Here is a 20121-nt window from a genome sequence, read left to right on the forward strand (position 1 = left end):
TCAGAAAGCCTCCTTAAATTTCTACCCATTGATTTCGATGAATGACCTCAATTGGATTGTTTGTTAGTTCATCGGTGCGTTTTCCCATCGCTTGTTCTAATTCATTTGCAGAATATAATATTTCACCGCGCCCGATGCATATGTGTCGATCATATACTTCGACGACATCACCTTTTTCAAAATGACCTTCAAATGCGTAAATTCCAGCAGGAAGTAAGCTTTTTCCACCGAATTGAAGCGCTTGAACGGCACCTTCGTCAATAAATAGCTTACCTGACGTTTTTGTTAATGTGACCCATTGTTTATTCGTAGGAACGGCCTTGTCATTACGAGTAAAATAAGTGCCATCTCCGTTATTGTTTAAAATTTCAATTAATTTAGCTGAGCCTGAACCGATTCCGATAAAAACATCAACACCTGTATTCATCGCAAATTTGGCAGCTGCTAATTTAGATTGCATCCCACCTGTGCCAACTTTTGAGCTACTACCAGAAGCAAAGCCAAGTAAGTCATCCGTTATTTCTTTGATCACGGAAATCCGCTGTGCATCAACATTCGTTAATGGGTTGGCTGTATATAAACCATTGACGTCTGTTAAAATAACTAACTGATCAGCGTGAACGAGTCCGCTAACAAGCGCAGATAGCATATCATTATCGCCAAATGTAAGTTCCGCAACTGAAACGGTGTCATTTTCATTGATGATCGGGATGACTTTCCGTTCTAACAGCTCAGATAATGTCTCGTAGGCATTTTTATAACGTTTTTTATCACTAAAATCAGAGCGCGTTAATAAAATTTGCGCGGGGGTAATGTCATAGGAAGCAAATTCATCTGAATAGGCCTGGATAAGCACGCTTTGCCCGACAGCAGCTGCGGCTTGCTTGCCTTTAATGGTTACGGGTCTTGAAGAGTATCCTAATTTACGGAAACCTGCAGCGACTGCACCAGAAGAGACTAATATTACTTCATGTCCTGCTTGTTTTAATGCTGCAAGAGCGGAAACATGATCTTTAAATTTAAGTTGATCAATTTCACCTTTACTGTTCGTTAATGAGCTACTGCCGATTTTTACAACTACACGTTTTCTTTCCACAAAAATCCTCCTTAACAATAAAAAAGCACATTTCATCCTAAATTGTTAGGACGAAATGTGCTTTTCCGTGGTACCACCTAAATTGAATGTATAAAACATTCCACTCTATCTCATAACGCTGAGTCGGCGCCTATTTTTTAGGAGCATGTTGAAGTAGGTTCAGTAGGTTTTGCTGTGTCATTCTTTCAGCCTCAGGAATGAGCTCTCTTGTTCAGCTAAGTGCTACTTACTAGTCTTCAATGCGCTTTGACATTTTCTAATAGCATGAATGATGGACGTCATTTTGTCAATAAAGGATTTAAAAGTTGATTACGGTTTTAAATAACAGATTCTTTAATCTCTCGAAAATGTACAAATGCGCCTATTTTAAGTTTGAAAATGCCATTTTGACCTGTTTACTATATTAACTAAAAGTAAATTAAGTCGAAATGCTACTAAACGTATTTTGAATCAAATTGTCCCTTTCTTTATGGTTGCATTACCTAGGAATACAAAGTTGTGCACAGCTTCAAGGAATGGACTAGCATGCAATCGATTGAACAAATCGTAGAACAGCATGAGATTTTGGTAAAGCGAGTGGTTTATAAATTAAACCTATATCAAAACGTAGAGGATTATTTACAAATTGGAAGAATCGCATTGTGGGAATGTGTAGGAGATTACGATGAAAGCTTGGGTGAATTTGAGATGTTTGCGTATATGCGCATTAAATATGCGATTATTCATGCGTTAAAACAGGCCAAGAAATATGAGCAATTTGAAGTCGTTATGGAGCAAGATAAAATCCAATTTCAACTCGATCAGCAAGAGGAAAGTGGTAAAGAAGAAAGATATCCAGATTGGTTTGCATTATTAAATGATGAAGAGAGAATTTATCTAAAAATGATTTATTATGAGGGGAAAACGACTGAAGAGGTAGCAAATCTCTTTGGTTATTCATATGAGGCCATGAAAAAGAGAAGGCAGAGGCTAATGAAAAAGTTGAAACAATTGGTACCAAAAGAAGCGTTACATTAATAAAAAATGGCTGTCTCTATGAAATGATTAGGACAGCCATTGCAATTTATTGTTGTTCTAATGTTTGTAAAAACCAGTGCTTTTGTTTTTCTCTGTGACGGAAATAGCCTTCAATATGTGACAGATGCTAATGGACAAACCAAGAAATTAAACAAAATTTCAATACATTAACTACGCTCAGTTATAATTAATGGATTACCAATAAATTGTAATAATGCAAATGACACCACAACCAGTGTAATGTCTTCAAGAAACAAACATAGCCTAGAAAATCCCAATTACAGCACCTATTGCTGAGCCCAAAAAAAGATGAACCTTTTCGAAGAGTCATTTGTTTATAATGTATAACGCGAAGAAAGGAGTGACTTGGATTGACAGAACGAGAGCTATTTGATGCGTATAACAAGGATGTTTACCGTACGTGCTACTACATGATGCGCAACGCACAAGATGCGGAAGATCTCTGCCACGATGTATTTATCACTGTTTTTCGCCAGGATTGGAAAAGTGTTGAGCATACACGTGCCTGGATTATGCGCATCGCGATGAATCATTGCTTAAACCTACTTAAAAGAAATCAGACCCAACGAGAAAAGCAGAGCCAAGTCCAATGGCTTCATGAACAGACATCAACATCAGTTAAATCTGTAGACACTATCGTAATCGAACATGAAACTTCGACGGAATGGGAGGAAGTGCTAAAGCAACTTCCAGACAAGTTGATGGCGGTTGTTACCCTACGCTATATCGGAGAGCTGTCGATGGTAGAAATCGCTGAAACATTGGAGATTCCTGTGGGCACCGTGAAATCGAGACTCCACAAGGCATTGAAAATTATGCGTAAAAAGCTAGAAAATAATCAGAGCTTACGTTTGAAGGGGGAAAATCAATTTGGAACGCATTGAAAAAGAGTTAAAAAAACAATTGAAAGAATCGAATAACATACCCTCACCTGATTTCAATCAAATGTGGAATAGTATCCAGCAGGACAAGCTGAAGACTACTGCAAGCAAACCAGTTGCACATCGGCCTAAAAAACGTACACGATTTGCTTTAATAGCAGGGTTATCCGTGGCTCTGTTGACTGTACCTGTCTTTGCGGCACTGAATTATGACTGGTCCAACATCCTTTCTTATAGAGAAGGAATTCAGTCCGCATTAGACCAAGGACTAGGCCAGACACTTGAGCAATCCATTACAAAGGATCATGTTACGCTAACCGTACACACGGCGTTTATAGACGATAATAGAACGTTTTTACTATATAGTTTGAAACCTGATGCCTCATGGGCTGGAAAGAATGTGAGCTTTGATCAAATCGGACTGAAGGACCATAACGGGCATTTAATTGAAGGGAACTACGTACAAAGGTGGAATGATGAACTTGGTGTGTTCCAGGGTTATTTTGAAACGGACTGGGTTGTGAAAGGACAGTCGGAAGAAGTTGAATTTATTATGGAGAATATTCAACTCATCGGCGATAGGAAGCAGTCAATCGACTACGACCCTAACAATCTCAATACGCAAGTGTTTCCTATTCAGAAGGATGGAATTGGCAGCGTGACATTGCAAGCTTTTGAACAACCTGATGAAAAAGTATTACTTCAATCTTCAATTACGTTTACAGATACTGAAATGGCGAGTAAAAGTTGGGTGCGTATCGAAGCAATCAATGATGTAAACCAATCTATTAAAAAAGCTGAAACATCAATCTTTGGAACTCCAGGAGCAATTGGAGAATACTTGAGTCAGCAAATATTTAAATCTGACGCCTTACGTGCGGAGAACACTAAATTCCAGCTAGCGTATAACCATACACTAGCAACCGCTGAAGGTACTTGGAACTTAGATTTAAACTTAACTAAAAAACAATTAGAAAATGCATCATTTAAGGAAGTACTAAATATCGATTTGCCGGATGTTCCTGGTGAAACAAAAATTCACGAAATGAAGGTTACTCCAACCCAAATTCGCCTAGTTTTTACACATAAAATGAAGTATAACCGGATTCCTTACCAAAACTATCAATTAGATATAGGTGGAACCCTTTTAAAAGGATATATGTTGAATAACGAAGACCCTAACAAAACGGAGCTACGCTTTGAAGTGACTGGAATAGATGTAATGTCCTTAGCAAATCAACCTATGACCTTCATCGCTAGCCACCGCGTCGATGAATTTAAAGGTGATGACAATCCGATTCGTTTGACGAACATATCAGTTAACCCCCAAAGCTTAACGACGCACATTGCGGGGTATCCGATCTCTTGGAAGTATTATATGAAGGATAATAACCTATATGTGGAATCGGTGAGCTCAGACCCGGATTTCGGGGGAGTTAATCAAACCTATTATCTGGACGGCAAAGAACGGAGCTATGGAACGCCTGCTATGTTGGGTCTACTTGGTGATGACAATAATCAACATATGGACGTATATGAGAATTTCGACAAAACCGAGCTCGACATTTACATTTGGAATTACACAACCCATAAGCAGAACGATGAGCTGCGCGTACCCCTTAAGTCTGGAAAAGTGGATTAATGTACATTATGGAGTATACAGTAAGCTCAAATGCTGGAAGATCAGCGTTTTGAGCTTTTTATCGTTTGTTGCATCACTATTGTTTATCAAGAATGAATCACTTTGTTTTCTCGTATGAGGCCATGAAAAGAGTACATTAAAAAATGGCTGTCTCTATGAAATGATTAGGACAGCCATTGCAATTTATTGTTTTTCTAGTATTTGTAAAAATTCTGCGCGTTGCTCTTCCGATTGTTGAACTCCGTCGACAAGCAGGGCGCCGATATGATGAGAAATTTGATTTTTTTCAACGACGTACTGCAAATTAATCGATTGTACATCATCATTCACTTCGCATTTCCCTTTAAACTCTACAACGTGCTCCATCATTTTCGTTTGGAAATATTCCCAACTACTTTTCTCACAATAGTTTATGAATACAGCTTCGTTGTTCACATTACTATTTTCTGTCAGGGGCGCTGCTTTTATGTATGAAATATAATCGTTGTCCGTAACCGTACTTTTAGGTCCGAAAACATAAATAAAAATTCCTAAAACCGCAATTGGTATAATCCAAAAAATCGTGCGTTTCCTTTTCTGCATTTGAAGAATCCCCCTTTAATGTAAAATTAGTATAACATTTAAAGTTAGTGTTTTTCTACATTAACATAACTATCATCTCGAAAGCGGTGATAGTTACTAAATATAATGAAGTGCTAACGTATGTGCTTAAAAAATAGCCGTGGGTATATTCATTATGAAATAATCGGTGAAACGAGGGATCCTTTCGGTGAAAAAGCGAATACTTTCTCATGTGCTTTAATTCCGAGTAACTGGGATGTTAAAGTACCAACCGACTTCCCTGTCACTAAGGGTAGCTATTTGACTGCCATTACAACGGCAAATAATAATGTCATAACGTTTAATTTTTATGAAACACCATCTCAACTGGCGATTAATCACAATAACATTAAGCAAAGTGGTAAATATGTTGGGCAACTTACAATCACCAAATACGCCTCCGAAAAATTAGCGAGCGCAGAAATTGATCAAAGCGTTTTTAATGAAGGAATAGCTGTGGATTTAGGGCATGGAATTACGGGCTATCAGGACGCAGGGGCAGGATCCCTCTTTACGAGCTGGAATGAAGGACGCTGGGCAATTATTGCACGTTCATTGACGGAAAAAGCTACAGAAGGCTTAACAACAGCGAAAGAAACGGTAGAATTTTTAGAAACCCACACGCTTCCGATACCAAAAGATTACGGCTCTTTACATGTCGATACTGAACAAAGTGGTACGATAGCGAAATGGCAAAAGGAAAATTATCTATACTCCATGACTGATTTTGGCAAACGAACATTGCCTTGGGTTGTGAAGTTTAAATAAATGGTTTTGATTAGAATTTTTTATGATCTACTATAATCCTAATCAAACAATATTGAATCTACTGTATTAAATTTCATATAATTCTTAAATATGCCCATATAATCATGACCCCAAAACCTGCCATGATTAAACTGTAAGCTACTGAAGATTGTTTCAATGCTTCAAAGTATATTTCTTTAATAGTGACTATAATCATCATACCAATTGCGGAACTTATAATAAAAGCCCACAAAAGGGGATAATCCAGGCCAATGTTTCTTCCTAAAATAGCACCTATACCAACAGGTAAGGAAACGATAATTGAAATTAGGAGAGAAGCATGAAATTTTATTTTAGCTAACAAAAATGGCGTAAACATGGCAATACCCTCAGGAATATTATGTAAAATAATTGTGTGTAGTACTGAATTGCTTAATCCTAAATTTTGAGTTGAACCAAAGGCAATACCTAATGGGAAATTATGTAGGGAAATGCTAAACATCAGAAATAGGCCAGTTAAAATATATGAATCTCTATTCTGGTTATCAGGGACTCTAATAATGATGTGAGATGCTTTGTGGATAATAAAAAAAAGGAAAACTCCAGTCGAAAATCCTAAAGTGAATAAAGGCCAACCGCCCAATTTAATACTTTCAGGTGCAATTTCCAAATAGATCAATCCAAGAATCATTCCTGCACATATTGCATAAACGTTTGCTATACTTTGCTGAAATTTCTTAAGAAATAGGGCAAATAATCCACCAATACCAATCCCTATCACAGTTGCAATAAAACTTATAATTCCTAAGTAATACATACAACACCCCTTCATGCAACATATAAACATATATGGTGAATCTTGAGTATTTATTCAGAGCAGCAATAGAAAAAAATGCACCGGCTATGCACCAAAACTTGGTGTGTAACCGGTGCATTGTCTTTTTTACAGAAATGTTAGCTAAAGTATCTCTATCTGTGTAGAGATGATAAAAAAGTGTAGGAGATGTTATTTCTTCATCCATGAAATTGCTAGAGTTCCTTCACCTAAATGGGTTGCTAGTGCAGGACCGAAGTAGGCCAATTTGAAATGAACAGTTGGATAGGAAGATTGTAGTTTTTCCATCCAAGTACGCCCTAGCTGCTCGCAATTTGCATGCATGACTACAGCTTGTAGCTCGCCATACGTCTCAACCGCATCATGTAAAATTTCCTTAACGCGACGTAACGCTTTTCTTTTTGTTCGAACTTTTTCAAACACAGTAATTTTCTTATTTTTCATATGCAAAATAGGTTTTATTTGCAATAAACTGCCGATAATCGATGAAGTTAAAGATAAACGTCCGCTTCGTTGTAAATGAACTAAATCATCCACAATAAAATAAGCATCTAACGTTTTTTGTAAATCTTCTAAACGGGCTAGCACTTGTGCAGCTGATGCACCATTTGCAGCTAATTTTGCAGCTTCGATTGTATAAGATGCTAATGGGCCTCCTGCCACACCAGAGTCAAATCCATATACTTTCACATTGTCGACCAATTGTGCTGCTTGTAATGCGCAATCATATGTGCCACTAACGCCACTTGATATATGAATCGCAACAATTTCATCATAGTCTTTCGCTAATCGTTCATAAAGTTCAACAAATTTCCCAATAGGTGGTTGTGCAGTTTTTGGGAATTGCTGAGTCTTACGCACTATTTCATAAAATTGATCTACGCTAAGTGTTATTTCCTCTTCAAAAGAAACATCATCAAAATGAACACTTATCGGAACAATATGTATATTGTATTTTTCGCGTTCTTCAATCGGTAAATAAACTGTACTATCTGTAACAATTACAGTTTTCATATTTTCAAGCTCCTCTATTTAAATTTAAAACGAATGATTGCGTAGTTAAATATAACGTATAGTTTGAATAATTAGAACAGTTTGTAAATAGATGACATGCTAATGAGCTTTGATGAAATGGACTTGCTTTCAAATGCACCTTAGAAATATTTGACGTTTTCAACGAGTGCAAAAATTTTAGTAAGTGATATTTTAAATTGTTTAAAGTAAGATAGGAGTATGGAAGTTCATAATAAACTCAACTAATCTGATTAGTTGAGTTTTACATTTTTATATAGTTAACTACTAAAATATTTAAAAGAAGATGTGATGATAAATGGGGAAAATCGCTATTTTGGCTGAGAAACCATCTCAAGCTAGAGCTTATGCAGAAGCATTTAAAATTAAACAAAAAGAGAAAACATTTATCGAGTTAGAGCCGTGTCCTACATTTCCTGAAGGCGCAATTATAAGTTGGGGTATAGGTCATCTCGTTGAATTAAAACAGCCAAAGGAATATAAAAAAGAATGGGAAAAGTGGTCACTTGTTTCACTACCGATAATCCTAGATAAATATGAAGATAAAGTGTCATCAAAAACGTACACACAATTTAATGCGGTCAAAAGAGTATTTAATGACCCCCAAGTGACAATGATTTATAACGCTTGTGATGCTGAGCGTGAAGGATCAAATATTTTTTACTCAATTTATAAAATGTCGAAGGTGAAAAAGCCTGTAAAACGCTTATGGATCAACTCTTTAGAGGTTGATGAAATTCGAAAAGGCTTTCAAAATATGCAAAGTAATGAACGTGACTTGCTTATGTATCAGGAAGCGAAGACACGTCAAATTAGTGACTGGCTCGTTGGAATGAATTGTAGCCGCCTATATACGTTATTGTTGCAACAAAAGGGTTTTAAAGGCAGTATTTCCATAGGTCGAGTACAATCGCCAACAGTTTATTTGATTTATAAAAGACTCCAAGAAATCAACAATTTTAAACCAGAGAATTTTTATGAAATCGAAGGAGTTTTCAAAGCGCAAAATGGAGTGTATAAAGGTAAAGCAAAGATTAAAACAAATGTTAGAGCAGAAGCTGAGCAGTTACTAATGCAACATGGAATTCAGCCGATGGATACTGGTCAAATATCGAACGTGACGAATAAAACGAAGCGAATCCAGCCACCACGACTTCATGCGTTATCGACATTACAAGCAACTGCCAATAAACGTTGGAAATATAGTCCTGCACATGTGTTAAAGTTGACGCAGTCGCTGTATGAGAAGAAATTGGTTTCTTACCCACGTACTGATTCTCAACTTATTACACATAATGAGTACGACTATTTAAGTGATGCGCTACCTAAATACCAACAACTTATTGGTAAATCGTTTGCGCCGATTTCAAGAGGACATAATAAGCGTTATGTGGACGGTTCTAATGTCGGCGAGCACTATGCTATTATTCCAACGAAAAAGGTACCAACAGAGAAAGCATTGCAATCAATGGCAGCAGATGAACGGAATATTTATTTTGAAATTTTAAATACAACGCTTGCAATGTTTCATCTAGATTATGAATACGATGAAAAAATGATACTAACGAATGTCAAAAATATTGAATTTAAATCGATTGGTAAAACAGAACTTGTAAAAGGGTGGAAAGAGCTTTTTACGGGTGATAAGGGTCTACAAGCGCGTGAGGAAGTACTTCCAGTTGTTTTCCAGGGAGAGATTGTGCAAAGTAAGGTTTCGATTGTCGAAGGAACAACAATGCCTCCTAAACCTTATACAGAAGGGCAGCTCATTACGATGATGAAAACGTGCGGGAAGTCGGTTGAGGATGAGGAAGAAATTGAAGTGTTAAAGTCCATTGAAGGCATTGGCACAGAAGCAACTCGAAGTGGAATTATTGAAACGATTAAAAAGCATGAGTTTATCGAAGTAAAGAGAAATATTGTAAGCATCACACCTAAGGGAGAACTTCTATGTAGAGCCATCGAAGGGACATTGCTATCAAGTCCTTCTATGACAGCTAAGTGGGAAATCTATCTAAAAAAGATAGGGCGTGGAGAAGGATCAGCAAAACATTTTATTGAAAGCATTGGCAAATTTATTAATCAGTTAATTGCAGAGGTACCAAATAAAATCAATACGCTAACAATCGAAGCCGAGCAGTTTACGAAGCCAATAGCAAAGGATATTGTTACTTGCCCAACATGTAAAGTAGGTAAAATTGGCTTACGTAAAAATTTTTATGGTTGCTCAGATTATAAAAATGGTTGTAAACAAACATTTCCTGAAAGATTACTAGGGAAGAAACTGACGGAAAAATACATTAAAGACTTATGTACGAACGGTAAAACTTCAGAAATCAAAGGATTTAAAGCAAAGAGTGGGAAACAGTTTAGTGCTTCACTACGTTTAGTTGAAGGTAAACTTGAATTTGAATTTAATGTAAAAAAATAACAGAAATCGAGGTAGTTTGTATTCGTACAAGCTGCTTTTATTTTTGCTGTGAATTAAAGTAGTTTAAAATGACTGAATAATTAGAAAAATGTTGGAAATTTTATCCTTTACCTGTATAGTAAAAGTAACAAGACAGTGAGACGAAAGAAAGGGGAATGTGACAATGAAAATTATAATTTCAACAGAAAGTGGTTCAGATTTACCAGTAAAGTTAGCAACTCAGCATAACATACAAATTATACCGATGCATATTTTAATGGATGGTTGTAAGTACTTAGATGGGCAAGTTTCAGTGAATGAGATTTTACATTATCACGATCGTACGAATATGACCCCGAGTACTAGCGCTCCATCAATTATAGAATATGTACATTTTTTTAATCGTATTTTCGAAAAGTACCAGGATTGTACGATTGTTCACATATGTTATTCATCAAAAACATCGAAATCTTTTCACAATGCAAGTGTTGCATCAAAGCAATTTAAACACATATATCTAATAGACACACTTAGCGCAAATGGAGGGTTAAGTGCAATCGTACTTTTTGCAGCTGAGCAATTAAAACAAGATCCATCGATTGAACTGACACAATTACTGGAAAAAATTGAGGCAATTGTGCCAAAAACGAAATATGCCTTTGTTGCAGGAAATGTTCAATTTATAAAGGCTGGTGGACGTGTGCAAAATAGTGCCATGATGGAGAATTCATATTTAAAAAGTTGGCCATGTATTGAACAAATTGAAGGAAACCTACTCACTACGAAAATGTACTATGGAATATTGGAAAGTGTAGTAGAAAAATTAATTCATAACTTTTTTGAAGAATATACACTTTGTCAACATCAACTTTATTTAGTTTATTCTTTAGGGTTTAGCGAATCCATTAAACACTATGTGAACGAATATGTGAAAGAAAAAGGATTCGAAAATGTAGTGTGGCTGGAGGCTGGTGCAGTTATATCTTCACATGCTGGTCCTGGTAGTTTTGGAATTGCAGGAATTGAACAATGATAAATAGGTTGAAAGGACAAATGATGATCAAGTTGGCCGTTTTATTTTCATTAAAATGTCGATTTTCCACTAAAGAACACACCGTTTTCATAAAAAAACATATAATATATTGACAAATTAGAAAATTATACGTATTTTGACTAAATAGATTACTAAATTTACAGAATACTATTGACTGTATCAAGGAGAATTTGTACACTGTGTAAGGTCAAGTGTTTTTTCGGCAAAGACAAATATTAATTTGAAAGTAAGGATATGATGAAATGATAGTATGTAAATTTGGCGGCACGTCTGTCGCTAGTGCAGAACAAATCAAAAAAGTAGCAAATATTGTGAAGTCTAATCCTGAAAGAAAGATTGTCGCTGTTTCTGCGCCAGGTAAGCGTTCAAGTGATGATATTAAGGTGACAGACCTTTTAATTGATTTAGCTGACACGGCACTAGCAGGTGGAGATGCTGAATCAAAAATTGAAATTGTAGTAAATCGTTATCGTGCCATTACAAATGGTTTAGGGTTAGATGACACCATTATCGATATTATTGTGCAAGACTTACGTGAGCGTGTAACAGGCGATCGTTCAAATAAAGAATTATTTATTGATAGTATTAAAGCAAGTGGTGAAGACAATAATGCAAAGTTAATCGCAACCTATTTTAATGCGGTAGGTCTTCCAGCAAAATATGTTAGTCCGAAAGAGGGGCTAATCGTCAACGATTTACCAGAGCGTACCTATGCACTTCCTGAAGCATATGAAAACTTACAAAAATTAAAAGATGAACAAGAAATTATTATTTTCCCAGGATTCTTCGGTTATACAAAAGCGGGAATTTTACGTACGTTTGATCGAGGTGGCTCGGACATAACTGGTTCGATATTAGCTTCTGCAGTTGGAGCGGACCTTTATGAAAACTTTACAGATGTAGATTGCGTTTTTGCCGCTAATCCGAAAATAGTCAATGATCCGATTGATATTAAAGAAATTACGTACCGTGAAATGCGTGAACTTTCCTATGCAGGCTTTTCTGTGTTTCATGACGAAGCACTGATGCCAGTTTATAAACAAGGGATACCGGTTAATATTAAAAATACAAATAATCCATCAGCACCAGGGACACACATATTACCTACACGTCCTCTAACAAATCGACCTGTAACAGGGATTTCCGCGGATGGTGGCTTCTCGATATTATATGTATCTAAATATTTAATGAACCGAGAAATTGGCTTCGGTCGTAAGTTACTTCAAATTATTGAAGAGGAAAACATTTCATACGATCATACACCTTCAGGGCTAGATGATATTTCGGTTATTATGCGCTCAAACCAGCTAACTGCAGCAATAGAAAAACGCATTATCGAACGTGTGAAAACCGAATTATGCGCAGATGATGTACATTTTAGGCATGATTTATCTATGATTGTTATTGTGGGTGAAGGTATGCGTAATAACACAGGCTTAGCAGCACGCGCGGCAACCGCTATTTCTAAAACAGGTGCCAATATTGAAATGATCAACCAAGGTTCATCAGAAGTGAGCTTAGTGTTTGGCGTGCGTTCTCAATACGAAGTTCAGATTTTAAAAAGTCTGTATGAAGAGTTTTTCGCAGCCATATCAATCGTTTGAAATGAAGAGAACAAGTCGAATCCATAAGGGGTTCGGCTTTTTTTCTTGTATAATAAAAACCAACATGTGAGAATAGTTAGAGGTTGCTCGTAGGAGGCGTTAACATGAAAATTGAAATCTTCTCTGACTTTGCTTGTCCGTTTTGTTATATTGCAAAAACGAGATTATATGAAGCAATTGAACAATTACATTTACAAGATGAAGTAACTATTGAATATAAAGCCTATTCGTTAAATCCATCTGCTTCCAAAACAGAAGTGATACCTTATAAAAAAGCAATGCTTGAATTAAAAGGGTTGTCACAAAATAAATTGGATGAAGTAACGGAATCGATACAAACTCATGCAAGTGAGGTAGGCCTTACATTCGATTTTGACAACATCATTTTAGCGAACACAGAAAATGCACATCGATTAAGTAAACTTGCCAAATTGTATAACAAGGAACAACAATTTGTTGAAAACGTAATGCATCGGTATTTTACTAAATGTTTAAATTTGAATGATTCAGCCGCGTTGCTAGAAATTTGTTCGGAATTGGCTATTCCAGAATCTGAAGCAATCGAAGCGATTAACACAGACCGCTTTTCACAATCATTAGCACAGGATCGTTATGATGCTCAACAGCTTCAAATTACAAGTGTACCATTTTTTGTATTTGAAAATCGTTACGGTATAAAAGGTGTAGAGCCGATGGAAGTATTTACAAAGACGTTATTACAGGCAAAAGAAATTGCCACAACAAACTTGCAGGTCATTGAAAGTGATTTAAATTGTGGAGATGGCGGCTGTACAATATAAACAATTTTCATAGAAAAACGATGTATTTTTGATAAACTATTCACATCATTTATAAGGGGATTTTCATGCAAAAGTATATGTATCAATCATTAGGTGACATCAAATCAACAGTACCGCAGCCAATTTATAATGAACAGGGTGAGCATATTCAAAGTGTGCAACGGGTTTATGATAACGGATTGAAAAAGTTGCTCGATAATTATTTTGATAATCGGTATTTTTTGAAATATGAAGTGCTCGATAAAAATGGTCAAGCAATTTTTCAAACAAAGAAAATTTTTCGCCGAGGTAAAGTATGGTTCGAGGCACGAAATCTTGCATCGAATAAAAAATATATTATTAACTATGAAAACTGGCGAATAGGTGTGCCCGAGCTATTCGTTACAGGAAATAATGTTAAAATGAAAATTGATAAAGAGATGGAAGATTGGTCTACATTTATCGTTGATGAACAAGTAATTGCACGTTGGCTTGCTAATTATAATGAACAAAGTAAATTGTTCGATATCACATTGGAACTTTCAGAGGAAGCACCAATTCAAGATATCGCTTATTATATCGCCATTGCACAAGCAACATTATTTATTGGGGTATAGGAGAGAATTAGATGAACGTAGTATTTGTATTAACAGAAACAGCAGAAGAAGTGCTGAAAATGGTATCTCATGACGTTGCAGGATTACTTGCTGCGGTTAAGGGGGAGAGCGTATCTTTCCCATTCGGTACGTATCAATATGACAGCCACACACTCGATCATTATTTAATAGATGGGGTTTACAATCAAGAATTAGTTATTTATTTAAAACCAGAACAAAATAAAAACGAAACAGTTTTTCCAATTTAAAGGAAAAATCCAGCGCCTGTCGAATGTATGAAATAGTACATTTTGGCAGGTGATTTTTTTTGGAGCAAATGAGTTTATTTGACGTACATTCAGAGCAGGTAAAAACCAACTTTCAGCTTTTAGATAAAGTAAAGGTTGTGTTAATTGATGAAGAAATCGATAGTGAAACACATCATTATCGTAAATATTATGAGCCGCATATACTAAATAAAGTTGGCGAAATCACAAATGTTCAAATTAACGACAAAAATGTAGTAACATATGAAGTGGATATATATGGATTGAAGTATTACTTGATGGAGCAAGAATTGATATGGATAGGATAGTATAGTAGCTATGTAAATGTCACATACCGAAAAACCAAATTGTAAAATAATTGTTAATTTTATGTAAATGTCATGATAAGATAGGATTTTAATGATAATAACAATTTGGTGGTGATGGAATGCTCACGATTTTTGGTGGGATTGGTCTATTTTTACTCGGGATGACGATGTTAACAAATGGCCTAAAAGAAATTGCCGGCGATGCATTAAAGCGATGGTTAAATACGTTTACAAAAGGTCGAATTAGTGCGGTGATTTCCGGTGCTGTGATGACGTTACTTGTACAATCATCAACAGCCACAACCCTTCTAACAATTGGTTTTGTTAGTGCAGGGTTATTAACCTTTATGCAATCGATAGGCGTTATTATCGGTGCGAATATAGGTAGTACGAGTACAGGTTGGATTATTTCTTTAATCGGTTTCAAAATTAGTTTACAAACGATGGCATTACCAATTATTGGTATAGGAGTATTTATGTCTCTGATTGCACCTAATGATATTAAGAAGTTTGGAAATGTTTTTGCAGGTTTTGGTCTTTTATTTTTAGGAATTGATATGCTTCAACAAGGAATGGGTTCTGCACAAGATTTAATTTCATTCGAATCGATTCCAGCAGACTCGATTATCTCGATTTTCTTATTAATCGTCATCGGCGTTGTGATGACCGTTATTATGCAAGCATCAAGCGCGGCAATGGCTGCTACATTAGCTGCATTATTTACAGGGGCAATCGATTTTGAACAAGCAGCTTATTTAGTCATCGGGCAAAACATTGGTACAACTGCAACCGCTCTATTTGCATCTATCGGTGCATCGGTTTCTGCAAAACGAACGGCGATGACCCATTTAATGTTCAACCTAATTACCGCCTTAATTGTTACAATGATTTTCTCGTATTTTGTTAAGGCGACAAAATCGATTACTGTTTTTATCTCCGGAGAATTTGATCAGACATTAGGTTTGGCCATTTTCCACACGCTGTTTAGTCTAGTAGGGGCACTTATTTTTATTCCACTTATGAAGCCATTTGCGAATTTACTCATTAAAATGGTACCAGAACGTGAGAATGCCTTAACGCGTAATTTAGATAACAGCTTAGTTGAGATGCCTTCAGTAGCAATTGAAGTGTCATTTAAAACGATGCGTGAGATTATGTTAGAACTAACAAAAACGCAACAAATGTTAATGAATGTGAAAAAAGTAACCGTTGAATACGAAAAGAAAATGTTAGAAATTGAGGAAGCAATTGATAGTACCCGTAAATTTTTAGATGGTATTTTAGTGACTTCAAAAAGAGAACGTTTAAAACTTATTTCAATTTTACATACACTGGATCATTTAATTCGATTAATTAAAGTATTACGTGAGCAGCAAAAAGTAGAGGCCTTATACTTACAAGAAAAACTAATGCTAGAATGGCAAGAAATGTTAACGACAATAGAAGAAAAATTAATTCACGAAGAAAAGATGCTGGATATTTCCATTATTCTTGAGCAAACTTCTCAGCAAATGGCACAGGAACGTCGTGATAAACGAAACCAATATTTTGAGCGCTCTGTATCAAATGAAACACAATTAGATTTAGCGGTTTCGAAAGTAGAGTCATTGCTATGGATTGACCGTTTAGTATACCATTACTGGCGCGCAACGGCTCGAATGGCCGAATATCAAACGGCCAATGACGAGTAAGATAAAGGAGGTGTCCAGAAAGCGATTTCCGGACACCTCCATTTTATTATTTTTTATATTTCTTTTCTGCCTTCATACCAATAATGCGAATGACAATACCAATTAAAATAAATATCCAGCCAATACCGATAAATACATAGTTTAATGTTTGCGTTGTATTTGGAAGTACATTAAAAAGTCCGATAGCAACGACAAGGATGCCTGAAAAGGAAACTAATAATCCTGCAGTTATGATGTTCACTTTATTCACCTCTGAAAAATTCTAACACGCCCAATTAGTGAATACAATGTTAACAGTGGAAATGTGGTAATCTATGAGAAATAATTACTGCATAGGTTTGCCACTATTTTTTCATGAAAATTTCACAAAACAAACGAATATACGTTCTATTTGAAGTAATCAAAGGTGGTTTAAGTAGTTGGTTTTGTGATAAAATAATAAAAAGTGCTTAATCCATAAAAAAGATGCGAAAATATTTTGGAATCGTAGTAATATAGGTAAAGTAATTAATTTTTGATGGAAGTTGGGAAAACAATGCAAAAAAATAAATTTCGTATTCATAGCAATGAATTACTTGAAATTGCACAAAGCCGTTCATTTACAGATAAAGATAATATCGAAGAACGATTTGATGAAGAGGGAAAAATCAAATTAGTTAGTGACCGTGTTAATGCAGATTTAACATTATCTTTAGCTAAAACAGAAGATGGCCTTGCGTATTTAGTGAAATGGGACGACTCTGAAGAAATCTTCAAAGGTTGGAATATGGCATGGGAAGAATTTATTTGGTGCCTTGGCGTAGTTAACAAACCAATCGAAGAAGCTGCCAAAAAAGCGGCTGAAGAAGCAGCACAACGTAAAGCTGAAGAAGCAGCACTTGCAGCAGAAGCAGCAGCACTTGCTGAAGAATCTGCGGAAGAAGTTGAAGCAGAAGTTGAAACAAATGTAGAAGCAGAAGCAGAAGCAGAAGCGGATGTAGAAACAGAAGAAGCTGTTGTAGAAAACACTGAAGAATAATAGTAGCTACTTATATAAATAAGAAATCCGACTCTATGTGTAGATAGAGCCGGATTTTTTAATGTAAATAACAATATAAAAGGGTAGTTTGTGTGGAGTTATTTTTTATTTGGACCGACAATCGCATAACGTTCCCATTTTCGACTACGCCAACGGAAAATAACTAAAATGGCACGAATCCATTCATCGCAAGAAATTGCAAGCCATACACCAACTAGACCTAAATCTAGAACAAATACGAAAATATAACCTAAGGATAAACCAATAAGTATCATGGAAATGAGGCCGATTCGTACTGGATAAGCCGCGTCCCCAGAGGCACGTAAAGAGTTAATAATCGTAATATTAATCGTACGACCTGTTTCAAGGAAAATACTTAATAATAATACACTCGCACCGATTTGAATAATATCTTCGTTATCCGTAAACAACCCCATTAAAGGTTCTCTAAATATCATAACAAGAGCTACCATAACTAACGTAAATACAAGCGCAGATTTGACACTAAACCAAACCGTTTTATACGCGCGATCTTTATCTCCAGACCCCACATAGCGACCTACTAAAATTGCTGTACCTGAACCAATTGCCATTGCAAATAAATACGTAAACATCGAAATATTAACGGCATATTGACGAGCGGACAGCGCTTCTGCACCGATATAGGTCACATAGTAGAGTAAAACAATTTGACTTGTTTGATATAGCACTTGCTCTAATGCTGAAGGAATACCGATTTTTAGAATTTTACCGATATACTCTTTTGAAAAACGGTAATAATCAGAAATTACAATGCGTACTTCTAATGCTTGATATAGTAACCAGAAGAAAACAACAGCCGCTAAAATACGACTGATCACTGAAGATATTGCAGCTCCTTCAACACCCAGTTCGGGAGCACCAAACTTACCGAAGATTAAAATGTAGTTTAAAATAACGTGTACTACATTCATACCAAGAGATACGAACATCGTTTGCTTCGTCCAGCCCTGTACGCGGATTACTGAGGAAAGAGATGTAATGAGCGCTTGTACAAAAATAAACCCACCCACAATGGCTAAGTAACTTTGCGCTGCTTCCAAAACAGCACCTTGTAAATTCATCATTTTCATGATTTTATCTGAAAATAACATAAACAAGCCACTATTTACAAAACCGATAATGACGTTTAATGTAACCGATAGTGCCGCAATTTTTGATGCTTCTGCCACGAGTCGTGAGCCTAAATATTGTGAAACAACGATCGATGCACCTGTTCCAATTACACCTAATAATAAAATTGCAATTTGTATGTATTGGTTTGCAGTTCCTACACCAGCAACAGCGTCATCTGAAACAGCACTTAACATAAATGTATCAGCTAACCCCATGAGCATAAATAAAAATAGCTCTAAAAATAAGGGCCAAGTTAATTTAAATAAACTTAATTCCTTTGTCTTTTTTTCCAATGCGTTCACTCTTTCATGTAATTTCATAAAACATTACGTATCGTACCATAAAAAGGAAGCCTTAGATAGTCCGAATTACGGAGTACTTTTATAAATTACTGCCTATTTATAAGCAAATTGGAATTAAAAAGTAGATAGTTGAAAGAATTCTGTTATTAGTAATATTAAAACGACAAGAATCGACGTTTCGTAATCAAACTGTAACATTCGAAACATACTACTGTCATACAATTGAAATATGAATTCGGTATGCTTAAATAGTTGAATCAAAAAGATTTTTCGCGAAACCAATTATTGGAGGGAAATATTCAAGTATGATCAAAAAATTATTATCACTTACCGCAGTAGTGATTATGAGTTCACTTATTTTTGCTAACACATCATTCGCGGCCACTACATATACAGTTAAATCAGGGGATACCTTAACTAAAATATCGAAAAATTACAATACAACTGTAAAAGCTATTATGTCTGCAAACAATTTAAAGTCTAGTCAAATTAAAGTTAAACAAGTGCTTTCAATTCCATCTAAAGGTCAAACAAGCACGGCTAAGAAACAAACTGTTTCAGCAACAGATCCTTCAAATGTGAAGAAAACAATTAAGATGTCAGCAACAGCGTTCACGGCTACTTGCAAAGGATGCACAGGCTATACAAAAATAGGTATTAATTTAAGAAAAAATCCAACAGTAAAATTAATTGCAGTGGATCCAAAAATTATTCCACTTGGCTCGAAAGTTTGGGTTGAAGGATATGGCATTGCGATTGCAGGAGATACTGGTGGCTCTATTAAAGGGAATAAAATTGATGTATTTCTAAGTAATAAAGCAACAGCAAACAAATGGGGCCGCAAAACAGTAACGGTTAAAGTTTTAAAATCATAGAAAATGAGTAGTAACCTATTGATGGGGTGTTTCAAATTTCATCAATAGGTTTTTCTTTTGGGCAATTTCGTGATTATAGGTTTATAAACCACGTGAAAAATGCGAATTCATGTAAATATTTGTTTCATCGTGATTAATTATTAACGTATGATGGGTCATGCATTTAAAGAA

General features: G+C 35.8%; 20 protein-coding genes. 14 read left to right on the forward strand and 6 right to left on the reverse strand.

Translation table 11 applies throughout. The features are described from left to right. Positions 1-13: 13 nt before the first annotated feature. A complete protein-coding gene (gene proB, locus DCE79_RS06585) occupies positions 14-1096 on the reverse strand; it encodes a glutamate 5-kinase (protein ID WP_108712316.1) in 1083 nt (360 codons plus the stop codon). 525 nt (positions 1097-1621) lie between these two features. On the opposite strand from proB, the gene DCE79_RS06590 reads away from it, so the two are divergent. From DCE79_RS06590 to DCE79_RS06600, 3 genes are all read left to right on the forward strand, one after another. After that, on the forward strand, positions 1622-2113 hold the full coding sequence (locus DCE79_RS06590) for a sigma-70 family RNA polymerase sigma factor (protein WP_108712317.1): 492 nt from the start codon (positions 1622-1624) through the stop codon (positions 2111-2113). Positions 2114-2484: 371 nt separating this feature from the next. Next, positions 2485-3018 carry an RNA polymerase sigma factor gene (locus tag DCE79_RS06595; protein ID WP_108712318.1) on the forward strand — a complete coding sequence of 178 codons (534 nt, stop codon included), beginning with the start codon at positions 2485-2487 and terminating at the stop codon, positions 3016-3018. Continuing rightward, on the forward strand, positions 3005-4657 hold the full coding sequence (locus DCE79_RS06600; protein WP_108712319.1) for a DUF4179 domain-containing protein: 1653 nt from the start codon (positions 3005-3007) through the stop codon (positions 4655-4657). The genes DCE79_RS06595 and DCE79_RS06600 overlap by 14 nt, the downstream gene beginning before the upstream one ends. Positions 4658-4840: 183 nt before the next feature. On the opposite strand, the gene DCE79_RS06605 is transcribed toward DCE79_RS06600, so the two are convergent. Next, positions 4841-5239 (reverse strand): glucosamine 6-phosphate synthetase, encoded by a 399-nt coding sequence (locus DCE79_RS06605; protein WP_108712320.1) that lies wholly within the window; start codon positions 5237-5239, stop codon positions 4841-4843. A 120-nt stretch (positions 5240-5359) separates the two neighbouring features. Here DCE79_RS06605 and DCE79_RS06610 point away from each other — a divergent pair, with 120 nt between their 5' ends. Next, complete coding sequence (locus DCE79_RS06610; protein WP_234417349.1) at positions 5360-6025, forward strand: hypothetical protein; 666 nt, start codon at positions 5360-5362, stop codon at positions 6023-6025. 73 nt (positions 6026-6098) lie between these two features. Here the strand turns inward: DCE79_RS06610 and DCE79_RS06615 are convergent, their stop codons facing one another. Both DCE79_RS06615 and DCE79_RS06620 read right to left on the reverse strand, forming a co-directional pair. Further along, positions 6099-6821 (reverse strand): ZIP family metal transporter, encoded by a 723-nt coding sequence (locus DCE79_RS06615; RefSeq protein WP_159083062.1) that lies wholly within the window; start codon positions 6819-6821, stop codon positions 6099-6101. Positions 6822-7010: 189 nt separating this feature from the next. Further along, a complete protein-coding gene (locus DCE79_RS06620; protein WP_108712322.1) occupies positions 7011-7853 on the reverse strand; it encodes a DegV family protein in 843 nt (280 codons plus the stop codon). 316 nt (positions 7854-8169) lie between these two features. Here DCE79_RS06620 and topB point away from each other — a divergent pair, with 316 nt between their 5' ends. The 8 genes from topB to DCE79_RS06660 all read left to right on the forward strand — a co-directional run bounded on the left by topB (position 8170) and on the right by DCE79_RS06660 (position 16600). After that, entirely contained in the window at positions 8170-10302 is a 2133-nt protein-coding gene (gene topB, locus DCE79_RS06625; protein WP_108712323.1) for a type IA DNA topoisomerase, read from the forward strand. A gap of 163 nt (positions 10303-10465) precedes the next feature. Next, entirely contained in the window at positions 10466-11314 is an 849-nt protein-coding gene (locus tag DCE79_RS06630; protein ID WP_108712324.1) for a DegV family protein, read from the forward strand. A 263-nt stretch (positions 11315-11577) separates the two neighbouring features. Next, the gene (locus DCE79_RS06635; protein WP_108712325.1) at positions 11578-12939 is read left to right on the forward strand and encodes an aspartate kinase; all 1362 of its coding nucleotides are present in this window, start codon (positions 11578-11580) and stop codon (positions 12937-12939) included. Positions 12940-13043: 104 nt separating this feature from the next. Further along, a complete protein-coding gene (locus tag DCE79_RS06640; RefSeq protein ID WP_108712326.1) occupies positions 13044-13739 on the forward strand; it encodes a DsbA family oxidoreductase in 696 nt (231 codons plus the stop codon). A 65-nt stretch (positions 13740-13804) separates the two neighbouring features. After that, complete coding sequence (locus DCE79_RS06645; protein ID WP_108712327.1) at positions 13805-14335, forward strand: tubby C-terminal domain-like protein; 531 nt, start codon at positions 13805-13807, stop codon at positions 14333-14335. 11 nt (positions 14336-14346) lie between these two features. Then, a complete protein-coding gene (locus DCE79_RS06650) occupies positions 14347-14583 on the forward strand; it encodes a thymidylate synthase (RefSeq protein ID WP_108712328.1) in 237 nt (78 codons plus the stop codon). Between the two features lie 68 nt (positions 14584-14651). Next, positions 14652-14909 (forward strand): hypothetical protein, encoded by a 258-nt coding sequence (locus DCE79_RS06655; protein ID WP_234417394.1) that lies wholly within the window; start codon positions 14652-14654, stop codon positions 14907-14909. 119 nt (positions 14910-15028) lie between these two features. Beyond that, positions 15029-16600 carry a Na/Pi cotransporter family protein gene (locus DCE79_RS06660; protein ID WP_108712330.1) on the forward strand — a complete coding sequence of 524 codons (1572 nt, stop codon included), beginning with the start codon at positions 15029-15031 and terminating at the stop codon, positions 16598-16600. A gap of 46 nt (positions 16601-16646) precedes the next feature. Here DCE79_RS06660 and DCE79_RS06665 read toward each other — a convergent pair whose 3' ends face one another. Beyond that, positions 16647-16841: a hypothetical protein gene (locus DCE79_RS06665; RefSeq protein WP_108712331.1), complete on the reverse strand. Its 195-nt coding sequence runs from the start codon at positions 16839-16841 to the stop codon at positions 16647-16649. A gap of 294 nt (positions 16842-17135) precedes the next feature. On the opposite strand from DCE79_RS06665, the gene DCE79_RS06670 reads away from it, so the two are divergent. Next, a complete protein-coding gene (locus DCE79_RS06670; protein WP_234417350.1) occupies positions 17136-17618 on the forward strand; it encodes a homoserine dehydrogenase in 483 nt (160 codons plus the stop codon). 98 nt (positions 17619-17716) lie between these two features. Here DCE79_RS06670 and DCE79_RS06680 read toward each other — a convergent pair whose 3' ends face one another. Next, positions 17717-19066: an MATE family efflux transporter gene (locus DCE79_RS06680; RefSeq protein WP_108712332.1), complete on the reverse strand. Its 1350-nt coding sequence runs from the start codon at positions 19064-19066 to the stop codon at positions 17717-17719. Positions 19067-19380: 314 nt separating this feature from the next. Between DCE79_RS06680 and DCE79_RS06685 the strand changes: the two genes are divergently transcribed. Continuing rightward, positions 19381-19950, forward strand: a complete 570-nt coding sequence (locus DCE79_RS06685; RefSeq protein ID WP_108712333.1) for a 3D domain-containing protein — start codon at positions 19381-19383, stop codon at positions 19948-19950. Positions 19951-20121 lie beyond the last annotated feature (171 nt).

Origin of the sequence: Lysinibacillus sp. 2017, from assembly GCF_003073375.1 — a bacterium.
In the GTDB taxonomy this organism is placed as follows: domain Bacteria; phylum Bacillota; class Bacilli; order Bacillales_A; family Planococcaceae; genus Solibacillus.

What these genes read in the sequence shown, in the direction of transcription:
- DCE79_RS06590 (WP_108712317.1), top strand. Translation starts at nt 1,622, where the DNA reads ATGCAATCGATTGAACAAATCGTAGAACAGCATGAGATTTTGGTAAAG.
- DCE79_RS06605 (WP_108712320.1), bottom strand. Translation starts at nt 5,239, where the DNA reads ATGCAGAAAAGGAAACGCACGATTTTTTGGATTATACCAATTGCGGTT.
- DCE79_RS06610 (WP_234417349.1), top strand. Translation starts at nt 5,360, where the DNA reads ATGTGCTTAAAAAATAGCCGTGGGTATATTCATTATGAAATAATCGGT.
- DCE79_RS06615 (WP_159083062.1), bottom strand. Translation starts at nt 6,821, where the DNA reads ATGTATTACTTAGGAATTATAAGTTTTATTGCAACTGTGATAGGGATT.
- DCE79_RS06620 (WP_108712322.1), bottom strand. Translation starts at nt 7,853, where the DNA reads ATGAAAACTGTAATTGTTACAGATAGTACAGTTTATTTACCGATTGAA.
- topB (WP_108712323.1), top strand. Translation starts at nt 8,170, where the DNA reads ATGGGGAAAATCGCTATTTTGGCTGAGAAACCATCTCAAGCTAGAGCT.
- DCE79_RS06630 (WP_108712324.1), top strand. Translation starts at nt 10,466, where the DNA reads ATGAAAATTATAATTTCAACAGAAAGTGGTTCAGATTTACCAGTAAAG.
- DCE79_RS06635 (WP_108712325.1), top strand. Translation starts at nt 11,578, where the DNA reads ATGATAGTATGTAAATTTGGCGGCACGTCTGTCGCTAGTGCAGAACAA.
- DCE79_RS06640 (WP_108712326.1), top strand. Translation starts at nt 13,044, where the DNA reads ATGAAAATTGAAATCTTCTCTGACTTTGCTTGTCCGTTTTGTTATATT.
- DCE79_RS06645 (WP_108712327.1), top strand. Translation starts at nt 13,805, where the DNA reads ATGCAAAAGTATATGTATCAATCATTAGGTGACATCAAATCAACAGTA.
- DCE79_RS06650 (WP_108712328.1), top strand. Translation starts at nt 14,347, where the DNA reads ATGAACGTAGTATTTGTATTAACAGAAACAGCAGAAGAAGTGCTGAAA.
- DCE79_RS06655 (WP_234417394.1), top strand. Translation starts at nt 14,652, where the DNA reads ATGAGTTTATTTGACGTACATTCAGAGCAGGTAAAAACCAACTTTCAG.
- DCE79_RS06660 (WP_108712330.1), top strand. Translation starts at nt 15,029, where the DNA reads ATGCTCACGATTTTTGGTGGGATTGGTCTATTTTTACTCGGGATGACG.
- DCE79_RS06670 (WP_234417350.1), top strand. Translation starts at nt 17,136, where the DNA reads ATGCAAAAAAATAAATTTCGTATTCATAGCAATGAATTACTTGAAATT.
- DCE79_RS06685 (WP_108712333.1), top strand. Translation starts at nt 19,381, where the DNA reads ATGATCAAAAAATTATTATCACTTACCGCAGTAGTGATTATGAGTTCA.